Here is an 11,133-nt window from a genome sequence, read left to right as displayed (position 1 = left end):
TTCTGAATCAGGTTTTCCGCTTCTGGAAAATTCAGATAATCCTTTGTATAAATTTTTCTGGTAACTCTCATCATTCAATGCAGTTCTTCCCAAGCCATAGATAGCCAAATTATCAGGCATCCAACCATCTAAGAATAAATTATAAAATGCTGGGATGAGTTTTCTTTTAGCTAAATCTCCTGTCCCTCCAAAAACAATAATGATTGTGGGACCGTTTGTATTTTCAGTTTTCGTTTTCATAGGATATGATAAAAGTCGCATAAAGTAATTGAAGGGATTTGAGAAACTTCATTTCATAAGTCGCATTTCCAACTAAGTCAACATCAGTTAAATAGTTTAAAGTTTCTTAGGACTTCAATTTATAAATGAAAAAAAATTAAGTGATTGTATTTCAGTTCAACATGTAATTCGCTTAAAATATCGCAGCCTTAGACCTGTTAAAATACTTTTTATTAGAGGCAATATCCAGAATTTTATCATGTGATTCCTACTCCAGGTTTATATCCTTATTTCCAGCAATCAGTGATTCCACGGGTATCACCAAATATCTTTTTATTAACTAATCCCCCCGAATGTTTATCTTTATTCTTTGACATCTCCTCCACTTATTATAAAACAAAAAAATTATGAAGCCCAAAATAATCAAGCCTATTCTCACCGCTATCATTTTAGTCCTAGTCACCATCGCGTGGATGCCCAATCAGATCGACTATGCTGATCCTGAAATCGAATCTCCTGAATCAGGAAGGTATTTATATGTAGCTGTTCCGGGAATCCGGAATTATTTGGGTTATGGTGGTCATGGTATTTTGGTATTTGACATGGACAATGACCATCAGTTTGTCAAAAGAATCAAAACCCAAGGATTGCTTCCAAACGGCAAGCCTTCCAATGTCAAAGGGGTGGCTGTAAGTGTGGCTCTCAACAGCATTTACGTCAGCACCCTCCACACCCTTCAACGCATTGACCTGACTTCAGAAAAGATCCTTTGGGAGAAGACCTATGAAGGCGGGGCAGATCGGATGGCGATATCCCCTGATGGTAAAACTATGTATTTACCTTCCCTTGAAAAGAACTTTTGGAATGTGGTGGATTGTGAAACAGGTAATGTCATCAAGAAAATTGAAGTGTATCAGCGGGCACACAACACACTTTATGGCCCTTCAGGAAAGCATGCTTACCTGGCCGATATTGCATCGCCATACTTACATGTGACGGATACCGAGGACCATTCTATAATCAAAAAAGTGGGGCCTTTTAGCAATGGCGTCCGTCCTTTCACCATAGACAGTCAGGAAAACCTGGTTTTTGCCAATGTGGATGATTTGTTGGGTTTTGAAGTGGGTGACCTGAAAACAGGGGAAGTGCTTCACAGTATTGTGGTGGAAGGTTGGGAAAAAGGTCCGGTACGGAGACATGGAAATCCCAGTCATGGCATCGGTCTTACCCCAAATGAAAAGGAATTATGGGTCAGTGATGGCCACAACATGCGAATGCATGTTTTCAGTGCAACACCACCCTACCAGCAACTGACTACCATACCGCTTCAGGATATGCCGGGATGGATTACTTTTAGTATGGACGGAAAATATGCTTATCCTTCCAGTGGTGAAGTAATCGATGTGGAAACCAGAAATATTCTTTTGACCCTCAAAGACGAATTCCACAATTATGTAGCGAGTGAAAAAATGGTGGAAATCCATTTTAGCAAGCATCAGATAACCAAAGCCGGAGATCAGTTTGGGATTGGGAGGGCTGTGAATAATGATCAATAGCAACTGGAGATATTTTTTTTAGAACAAATGACAGGAATATGATATTTTTGACTTTCAAGTCTAGAAATCAATAAATAGATATATTGCCGTGGCAAAAAAGAAAAAGAAAAACTCCCAGCCTGCAAAGTTATCACCCAAAGCATATTTGAAAAACAGGGCGAGAACTTTGCCCATTTACAAGTGCTGGGCTTTAATTTTTTACTTAGCATGATTGAGGTCATCTACAGATTAAAATTAGATGACGAATGGATGGATCCGGATTTTTCAAAAAAAAGAATTGAAGCAGATGGAACAGTCGAGTTTAAAATTGACTATAATGAAGGTTATGCAATAAGGGCCCTTGAATTGATTGAACCCCTTATTGAGGAGTTGGATGAAATTACAGGGGATGATGCAGGCTTTAAGGAGAAATGTCAATACTTGATAGAAAAAGTAAATAGGCACATTGCCAAAAACCCAGATGTGTCACAATTTTACGACGTGCTCTCCGATATATATTTTGGTATGGGGGATAAAGAAAAATGTTATCAAACCCTTCGAAAGCAGATCGAAGTTTTTCCTGATAATTATATGTCGAAGTTTATGGCGGGCATTAAACTGCTTGATTTAGATAAGTTGGATGAAATTGAAAATCTGCTAAATGGAGCTTTGGATGTAAGGGATCTAAAAGTAGGCCCTAAGGGTCTTACAGAATTTGAGGTTTGTGCTTTTTATACCTTACAATGCAAATATTTCATGCTTAAAGAAGCTTATGAAAAAGCTGAAGTTTACTATCAATTTGTAAGGGAAATGCAATTAGATAATGGTGTTATAATCACTACTCTCCATATGGATGTACTGTTTCAATATGGCAATTTCAAAAAGGGAAGACTTGAGAAACATTTAGGAATGTCATTTGAAGAGATTTTGGAAGAGGAAGAAGTCAAAAGATATCTTACTGATTTTATGGGGTATGCTGATGATTAAAATCCAAATAATGTATTAGAACTTGGCTTGGGCTAGAAGAAACATATATTACCCCTTTTTCTGGGAGTAACATAGCTTTCGGTATGGACGGGGTCAGGTAATCCCCGGGACAGATCCACCTTCTAGCTTGATAGCGGCACCATTGGTCGCAGATGCCAATGGGCTGGATAAGTAGGCAACGGTATTGGCGATCTCTTCAGTACTGGTAAAGCGCTGAATTAGAGAGGTGGTACGCACGTTTTCGAAAAAATTTGTAGCCACTTCCTTTTCACTGATCTGCTCATTTTCTGCAACTGTTCGCAAAAACCGTTCTGCACCTTCTGATAGGGTGGAGCCTGGAACGACAGTATTTACTGTTACATCACTGCCTTTGGTAGTCTGTGCAAGTCCACGGGAAACAGCCAGCAAAGCGGCTTTGGTGGTACTGTAGGCAATCAGGTCTTCTGGCACAAGCATGGCACATTCGCTGGACACAAATAGGATTCGCCCCCAATTGCGCATTAGCATCCCCGGTAGTATTGCGCGTGACAGCCGAACCCCGCTCATGACATTCACCTCAAACATACGGTACCAATCGGCATCGGAGGTATCGCCAAAAGACTGGGAAGTGAAGATGCCCACATTATTTATCAAAATATCCACGGAGCCTAGCCTGTTCAATAGTGACTCCACTGATGCAGGATCGGCAAAATCAGCTGGAATACCCATAATCTTAGCCTCAGGAATTTCGTCCATCAGCTGAGCTATGGCTTGATCGATTCGGGCTTGGGTTCGTCCGTTCAGGATGACCTCAACCCCTTCAGAAGCTAGAACTTTGGCAATAGCCAGCCCAATACCACCTGTTGAACCTGATACAAATGCGCGTTTATTTTTCAGTTGTAAATCCATTTTATGGTCAGTTAAAGGGTGGTAATTTGGAAGCAAATCCTAACTGGAAATGTAATACTTGTCTTCTATCCAATTCCCCAAGGGCTAAATAAAATCCACAAGAACAGCACCAATAGGATCAATGCAATGGTAAGTAAGCCATCCAGGGACACCTTAAATTTAAAGGGTGTTTCACCGGGCTGGAAAGTGGTGAGGCGAAGGGCTTCATCCGACTGTTGCGTACCTAATTTACTCACTAGCATCATTAAAATACCACAAAACAGGAAAAGGATTAAGGCAAAGTGAAGGAAATTAATACCTAGTAAAATGTCCAAAATTGAACCTTTGCTTACAGCAATGATACCTTCTTTACTCATAAATTCCGTGATAAGTCTAAAAATCCCTAAGCCAAATCCAGTCCATAAAGCCACAATCGCACCCGTGGCATTGATCCATCGAAAGTACAAACCCAACAGAAATACTGCCGCAATTGGTGGCGAAATGTAGGCCTGAATACTTTGCAGGTAATGGAAAATTCCCCCTCCCATCAAAGTACGCATGAATGGTATCCAGCCTAAACTTACCAGCACCAATACCACTGTGGCAATTTGCCCAACCCTTACCAACTCTTTTTCTGAGGCATTGGGTCGGCTTTCGCGGTAAAAATCAATGGTAAATAAAGTGGAGGAAGAATTGAAGGCAGAAGATAGGGAGCTCATCAATGCTGCCAACAAACCGGCAATGGCAATACCTTTAATACCCACGGGCAGGAAGCCTGTAATCATGGCCGGAAGCACCTGATCGGGATTGTCAAGGGAGAGGTCCAGCATGCCTTTTTGAACCAGGGCATAACCAATTACTCCCGGGACGAAAAAAAGGAACACAGGCAACAACTTCAAAAATCCTGCAAAAATAGTCCCTTTACGGGCATTGCTAATGTCTTTTGCAGAGAGTGTGCGCTGTACTATAAACTGGTCGGTACACCAGTACCAAACCCCCAAAATGGGTGCACCAAAGAGCATCCCCGTCCAGGGGTAGTCGGTATCTGAGAAGGGGCGCCATAGATTGAAAAAATCCTCCGGCGGCAATTTGGTCTGATCCTCAGCGGCTGCAGTGGCAATGACATCTATCATCGCATCCCAACCTCCCAATTGCCCAAGCCCAAAATAGGTTACCGCAGCCGTGCCGGCCAACAAGATAAAGGCCTGAACCATATCTGTATAGATTACCGCCCTGAGGCCGCCCAATACAGTATAAAACCCAGTGGCAAATACGGTAATGATCGCTCCGGTCCAAAAGGGAATGCCCATAGTTTCGAAGACCAGGGCACCTGAAAAGATAATAAGGGAGATTTTGGTGAGCACATAGGCCACAATTGACACCACTGAAAGGTAATTTCGGCAGGCTTTGGAGTAACGTTTTTCAAGAAACTCAGGCATGGTATACACCCCTGTCCGTAGGTAGAATGGCACAAATACCCATCCGAGCAAAATGAGAATCAAGGAGGCCAGTATCTCAAAGTTGGCCTGTGGCATTTCACCACGGGCACCGGCTCCCGAAACCCCCAGAATGATCTCTGAACCTATATTTGAAGAAAATAACGAAGCTCCAATAACAAACCAGCCTTCATTTTTTCCGGCCAGAAAGTAATCGGTAGAGTCCAGCTCTTTTTTGTTGCCGGAGCCTCCTCCTTTGGAGACCCACCAGGCAATCCATAGGACTACCCCGAAGTAAGCCGCAATGATGGAAAGATCCCAAGGGCTCATATTTGCTAACATATTTTTTTAATGGTTTTTTTTGGGTGAGAATTCGGGCGGACAAAAGGATAAATTTATAGAAAACAAGTGACAGATTACTGCCACTGCTAATTTATTTGGTTATCCGTTTCTTAGCCAGTAACCCAATATTCTACTACAAACAGGTCGGATGTCCGATGTATCGGACATTTCAGTTTCCTGGCAAGATTTATATTGGAATACCATTTTCATCATTGGGTAAATACATGAAAAACACTGATTACCAAGGATCCAAGCCAAGCAGTTTTTTGCCCAGCTCGTTTAATTCAGCTACCCCGTAGCGCGTTTGCTCCCAGTTGCGTGGGTCGCCAGGGAAGGCATAACCTGAGGGAGCCACCCGGTTATTCCAGGAATTTATTCTCCAGTTGCGTAATTCCTCATTGTCTTCTTCCGCCGGCATCATGGAAATGTATTGGGCGATACGTACTTTGTCTGTGGAGCGATTTGGTCGAATGCCGTGGGGTTGGGTGCTGTTAAATATAAGCAAATCGCCCGCTTCAAGTTTCACTTTTACTATATGGGATTCAAGGCCTGTTATGTCCGGCTTAAAGCGATCACGATCTTCCGGCTGGGCTAATTTCCAAGTATCATAGGTACGGTAAAGCTCAGGTATACATTGAAAGCCACCCATGTTTTCATCCGTCTGATCAGCAAGGGCCAACACACCCTGAACATTTTGCGGCCGAGTTTCCGGATCGTAGTCCCAATGTATAAAGCCTTTGTATTCATGACCTGGACGCATCGGGAAGTTAAGATTAGCACGATCAATCGTTACCCAAAGCTTTTCTGTACCCCATACATCCACAAAGGCATCGTAAACCCGCTGAACCTGCCGATTATTCCATAGGTGCTGATTGTTGTACACTTCCACCATGCCTGTACCTACCAGTTCTTTCATTTGCATATCGCTTCGCGGAGCGGTATACCATGATTCAGGATCGTTTGGATCTTTTCCTTCAAACTCCCACAAAAAATCAGCGGTCATCAGCGCCTGTTCACGGGATACGGCATGTTTTATCACTACATACCCGTTTTCAATCCAGAATTTCCAATCTGCTTCACTCAATACCCGTAATGGCTCACGGTTGGCGCGATTGCTTAATTTGATTTGGCTGCTGGTGGCTGTGGAGGGATTACCGGGAATATCTTTATGGTTTTTATTCGGACTGTCCCGTTCGAGGAGGATCTTTTTCATGGCTTCGATTTTAAGCATTTATTAAAACAAGATGAATGATATTAAATTAGCGCTTAGCAAATCTAACCTATATCACAGGTCAAGGCTTGTCGTATTCTGCCCAAAATTTGAATTATTTTGACCTTTTCATTAATATTAATCCAAGATTCTGTAAAATAGGTATAAAAATTCTATCCTCTGTCCATGAAAACTGAGCTTGAAGAAATCTCCCGCCCCTCCAACAGTTCCTTGTGCCTGATGGTGAACCCCAATCTCAGCGACTTCTTTTTCTGGCATTTTCACCCGGAGTATGAGTTGGTGTACATTGATGGCGCGAGCGGAACACGTCATGTGGGAGAGCACATTTCCCGTTTTGAGGGCAGTGATCTGGTACTAATAGGATCCTATATCCCACACCTCAACTTTGACTATGGCGTGAAGACTCCCTATGAAAAGATGGTCGTACATATCCGCCCCGACTTCCTGCAAGCGGCACATATTACCGCCCCCGAGCTTCAGGCAATACACGAGCTTTTTCAACTCTCCTGCCACGGCATCGCTTTTGGTGAAACGGCCAAGGCACTACTCGGAACGCGAATTAAACAGTTGGATACACATGCTACTTTTGAGCTGTTTTTGGAATTGCTCAGCATTCTCAAAGCACTGATGGACTCCCCCGACAAAGTGCTACTGCATGATAAGCCTGTAAAAAACCAATTTACCCAAAAAGATCAGGAGCGCCTGAGGAGGGTGTTTGAGCTGATCGACCGGAACTACCAACGCAAGCTCGAGGTTCGCGAAGCAGCCCAACTTACATTCCTGAGCGAAGCTGCCTTCTGCCGATATTTCAAGAAAATGACGCGTCTTACTTTTACCGAGTTTGTAAACCACTACCGCATCGATAAAGCAAAAAAGCTACTGTTACATGACCGAAATGTAACCGAAACTTGCTTCGATTGCGGATTCGAAAGTTTGAGCTATTTCAACCGCACTTTCAAAAAAATCACAGGGGAAAACCCACTTTCGTTTAAAAAAGGCCATCGATCTACCTCCTGATTCCGACATGGGGACACTCTGTCCTTTGTTACCCATCCTTTTCTTTGACATCCCACAGACCACGTGTATGCATACTCAAAAGGCTAAAAAGATCTCAAGGTTGATTTTCACTTTAGGTTGGATTTCTTTCAGGAGCAATTCTCCCTCATCATTTTGCAATCACTGGGATTTGATAAAATTGGACATTATTCAAGCTGTAAAAAAATAATATTGTAAAAAACCAAAAAAGAATATTTCGAAGTTTCCTATTTCTCTAATCTTCCTCCTCGGGTCGTTTTTTAGACTTGTTCTTTACTACGGGCTTTTTAACTTTTTCATCGAAATATATTCCATCTGTCTCCATATCAGAAATCATTGGATCGATCTGAAAAATTATTATTAAAGCTATTGGAAAAATGAAAGCTGAATCTAAATTTTTATAATATTCTCCCTAAAACTTACATAATTCATAATTTTTACCATTTAATTATATTATTGGAGAAGTATTTGTACTTATTTTTTAAAAAAATGAAGTATTTAGAGAACGTAGGGAGATTGTTCAATAAGAGCTGGAATCCAAATGAATCAGCCATTTTCTTTGAAATTTTATAAGGAAATAATTGCTTCCAATTCGACAACCTACTCTCCTATCCAAACTATCCGAAAATGATATTAACAAAAGAAAACCTAATCATAAATAACCCTAACAAAGAGCCACAAATAAGTAACAGTGTGTCCTCTTTAATAGGCAATACTGGACTGATTCGATTGTCCAAGCTCTTCCCCCATAAACAGGTCTATGGAAAGCTGGAATTGATGAATCCGGCTGGTAGCATTAAGGACAGGACGGCCAAATTTATCATTGAGAAATCTCTGGAACTGGGATTAATCAATGAAAACTCCCTAATTATAGAGAGCACCTCAGGAAATATGGGTGTGGGTCTTGCTCAAATCTGTCTGTACCATGGACTTGACCTCCGGCTTGTGGTCGATCCTTACATTAATAAGCAAACGCTGAGCTTATTGGAAGCTTATGGAGCAAAAATTGAAATGGTGGGCAAAGCGGATGAGCATGGTTCATACTTGGGAACAAGGATAAATAGAGTTCAGAAAATCTTAGCCGAAAACCCAAATGCATTTTGGACCCAACAATATGAAAACCCCTTGAATCCCCTCACCCACCATGAGACAGCTGAGGAAATAGTCGGGCAGTTGGGTGAATATCCTGATTATATATTGGTTGCTACCAGCACTTGTGGGACATTAATGGGATTCGCAGAATACAATGATCAGATCGGCGGAAAAATAAAAATTGTTCCCGTTGATGCCTTTGGAAGTGTTATTTTCGGAGGAAAGCCTGAAAAAAGGGTGATTCCGGGATTTGGGGCTTCAAAGACCTCTACATTATTGAAGGAGGAATTGTTGGAATCTCCGATGTGGATAAAGGAATGGGAAAGTATTATTGGTTGTAAAAAGCTGTTAAAACATGAAGCTATCCTAGCAGGTGGTTCCACCGGAGCATTGGTTTCTGGTGTGGAAAAACTTGAAATGAATCCGGATGAAAAAGCCGTGATCATTATCTGTGACCGTGGTGAACGTTACTTAGAGACAATTTACTCGGATAAATGGATCACAGAAACCTTTGGAATTGATATCCTCGAAATGATTAACAAAAAAGTAAATGAAGTTGTGGAGTTCGAACAATTTAACTGATATAGCCAAACAAAACAAAAAGTTTTTGGCAAGGCATGTTTGCGATAGCTATGTACCTGATGCTGATTTCCGAGTGGCTATAGTAGGCGGAGGGCCCAAAGGCGCCTATGCTATAGAGCGGCTCGCAAGTGTCTGGAACAGCCAAAATCCGGGAGTAGACTTGGACATCGTTTGCTTCAATGAAAGCGATGATTTTGCCAGTGGACCGAATTATCAGACTGAGCAGCCAGATTTTTTATTGATGAATTATAACCTTGGCAAGGTAGATTTCTGGACAGATGAACAGGAACAACTTGTGGATGATCGGCCTGATCTTCTTGAGTTCTTGAATAGATACAAAAAAGCATCTGAACTTGAGGTTGAATCCTCGGATTATTGTTCCCGTGCAGTCACGGGTATATATCTTCAACACTGCCTTTGTAAAGTCATTGAAGGGTTACCTTCAAACATTCATTTGCAATTGGTAGTGGATAAAGTAAAATCCTTTATGGTGATCTTTGACAAGCTTATGATCAATACAGTCAAGGGAATGTATTTTGGATTTTCAGAAGTTATGTGCTGTACGGGTCATTCCTATAGCTTTGGAGAAAGCCACAATTCCAATATTTCGGCTAGGACAAAAGATCGTAACTCGCCAACACTACTCCAGTCAGTTTATCCTATTCACAATCTGCAAAACAATGAATATTCTGGAAAAACTGTTGCCGTCAAAGGAATGGGATTGACTTTTATTGATGCTGTCTTAACCATTACCGAAGGCAAAGGCGGTATATTTCAAAGAGATAATGGAGGAATTACTTATTTGGACTCAGGGCGAGAACCCAAAGAAATTTTGGCATTTAGCAAAGCGGGGTTTCCGATGATTGCCAGGCAGGAAGATCTTGGGTCAAGTGATTTTTCTTTACGATACTTCACAGAGGAAACGGTTGATCATTTAATTGTTAAACACGATGTGCTTGATTTTAAATCACAATTGCTGCCCTTTATCCAGCATGAATTCAGATATCAATATGTAGTACATCTATTGCGTTTTAAATCCGACAAAAATATATTACTGGAAAAAACCTTACTGGAGCTGGAATTTTATGTTTCCGGAATTTTCCCTGACTTTTCTCCTTTTGATTTGGAGAAATTTTTATCTCCAAAATTGCCGCAAATTGAGCAACACGCTGCGGTGATCAGGTATTTAGAAGAAACTGTCTTTCCAGAACGTTTTGATGAATTGCATCATTCAACTATAGCCATGTCTGCTTTATGGCGTGAAATGAATCCGATCTTTAATAAACTATATTCCTTTGGGAAATTGAGCGGAGAAAGTCAGTGTTGTTTTGATCTTGACTATTATAGTAGATTCCAACGTGTAGCCTTTGGACCGCCAAAAGAAAACATGGAGAAAATTCTTGCACTTGCAAATGCCGGAGTCTTGAAATTCGATTTTGCTTCCAATCCCAAAGTGTCTATTCATCACCAATCTTCAGAAGTTAAAATAAGCAATGAACAGACTTCTAAATCTATGGACATAAGTATGCTCATCGATGCCAGGATTCCCAAATCAGGTGAATTAGCTACCCAGCCAGAATACATCAGAAAACTTATTTTGGAATTGGGTGTGGATTTTTTTTCAAACGGGGACTATAAACCTGGATGTTTGGAAATAGATAAGGCCGGAAGATTAAAAAAACAAAACCAAATTTGCTTTTATGGTACACCAACAGAAGGTTGGACACTCGACAACGAAAGCCTCTCGAGGTCTAACAACAACTTTCTCTCCCCCTGGGCAAAACAAATCGCACAAAACCATGTCAAC

The 11,133-nt window shown here is 41.4% G+C and carries 8 protein-coding genes and 1 pseudogene; 5 read left to right on the top strand and 4 right to left on the bottom strand.

Annotation, left to right across the window (positions count from 1 at the left end):
* Positions 1 to 240: pseudogene (locus ACEW8U_RS09850) on the bottom strand (glucose-6-phosphate dehydrogenase); the annotation flags it as partial.
* Positions 241 to 626: 386 nt separating this feature from the next.
* Here ACEW8U_RS09850 and ACEW8U_RS09845 point away from each other — a divergent pair.
* Both ACEW8U_RS09845 and ACEW8U_RS09840 read left to right on the top strand, forming a co-directional pair.
* A complete protein-coding gene (locus ACEW8U_RS09845; RefSeq protein WP_373521870.1) occupies positions 627 to 1,775 on the top strand; it encodes a YncE family protein in 1,149 nt (382 codons plus the stop codon).
* 207 nt (positions 1,776 to 1,982) lie between these two features.
* Entirely contained in the window at positions 1,983 to 2,741 is a 759-nt protein-coding gene (locus tag ACEW8U_RS09840) for a tetratricopeptide repeat protein (RefSeq protein ID WP_373521869.1), read from the top strand.
* A gap of 93 nt (positions 2,742 to 2,834) precedes the next feature.
* Here the strand turns inward: ACEW8U_RS09840 and ACEW8U_RS09835 are convergent, their stop codons facing one another.
* The 3 genes from ACEW8U_RS09835 to ACEW8U_RS09825 form a co-directional block, all read right to left on the bottom strand.
* Entirely contained in the window at positions 2,835 to 3,629 is a 795-nt protein-coding gene (locus tag ACEW8U_RS09835) for an SDR family NAD(P)-dependent oxidoreductase (protein ID WP_373521868.1), read from the bottom strand.
* A 65-nt stretch (positions 3,630 to 3,694) separates the two neighbouring features.
* Complete coding sequence (locus ACEW8U_RS09830; protein ID WP_373521867.1) at positions 3,695 to 5,386, bottom strand: sodium:solute symporter; 1,692 nt, start codon at positions 5,384 to 5,386, stop codon at positions 3,695 to 3,697.
* Positions 5,387 to 5,624: 238 nt separating this feature from the next.
* Positions 5,625 to 6,599 (bottom strand): phytanoyl-CoA dioxygenase family protein, encoded by a 975-nt coding sequence (locus tag ACEW8U_RS09825; protein ID WP_373521866.1) that lies wholly within the window; start codon positions 6,597 to 6,599, stop codon positions 5,625 to 5,627.
* Between the two features lie 183 nt (positions 6,600 to 6,782).
* On the opposite strand from ACEW8U_RS09825, the gene ACEW8U_RS09820 reads away from it, so the two are divergent.
* The 3 genes from ACEW8U_RS09820 to ACEW8U_RS09810 all read left to right on the top strand — a co-directional run.
* Positions 6,783 to 7,634: a helix-turn-helix domain-containing protein gene (locus tag ACEW8U_RS09820; RefSeq protein ID WP_373521865.1), complete on the top strand. Its 852-nt coding sequence runs from the start codon at positions 6,783 to 6,785 to the stop codon at positions 7,632 to 7,634.
* Between the two features lie 645 nt (positions 7,635 to 8,279).
* Positions 8,280 to 9,326, top strand: a complete 1,047-nt coding sequence (gene sbnA, locus ACEW8U_RS09815) for a 2,3-diaminopropionate biosynthesis protein SbnA (protein WP_373521864.1) — start codon at positions 8,280 to 8,282, stop codon at positions 9,324 to 9,326.
* The coding region (locus tag ACEW8U_RS09810; protein ID WP_373521863.1) for an FAD/NAD(P)-binding protein at positions 9,295 to 11,133 on the top strand (1,839 nt) is incomplete at its 3' end. The genes sbnA and ACEW8U_RS09810, both read left to right, overlap by 32 nt.

The sequence above is a fragment of the Aquiflexum sp. genome (assembly GCF_041751335.1).
Classification (GTDB): Bacteria; Bacteroidota; Bacteroidia; order Cytophagales; family Cyclobacteriaceae; genus Aquiflexum.
The sequence above is the reverse complement of the archived record's forward strand: the minus strand, read 5'-3'. Positions and strand labels throughout refer to the sequence as shown.

Bases quoted from the DNA above. Each gene is read 5' to 3' on its own strand.
- ACEW8U_RS09845 (WP_373521870.1), top strand. From the start codon at position 627: ATGAAGCCCAAAATAATCAAGCCTATTCTCACCGCTATCATTTTAGTC.
- ACEW8U_RS09840 (WP_373521869.1), top strand. From the start codon at position 1,983: ATGATTGAGGTCATCTACAGATTAAAATTAGATGACGAATGGATGGAT.
- ACEW8U_RS09835 (WP_373521868.1), bottom strand. From the start codon at position 3,629: ATGGATTTACAACTGAAAAATAAACGCGCATTTGTATCAGGTTCAACA.
- ACEW8U_RS09830 (WP_373521867.1), bottom strand. From the start codon at position 5,386: ATGTTAGCAAATATGAGCCCTTGGGATCTTTCCATCATTGCGGCTTAC.
- ACEW8U_RS09825 (WP_373521866.1), bottom strand. From the start codon at position 6,599: ATGAAAAAGATCCTCCTCGAACGGGACAGTCCGAATAAAAACCATAAA.
- ACEW8U_RS09820 (WP_373521865.1), top strand. From the start codon at position 6,783: ATGAAAACTGAGCTTGAAGAAATCTCCCGCCCCTCCAACAGTTCCTTG.
- sbnA (WP_373521864.1), top strand. From the start codon at position 8,280: ATGATATTAACAAAAGAAAACCTAATCATAAATAACCCTAACAAAGAG.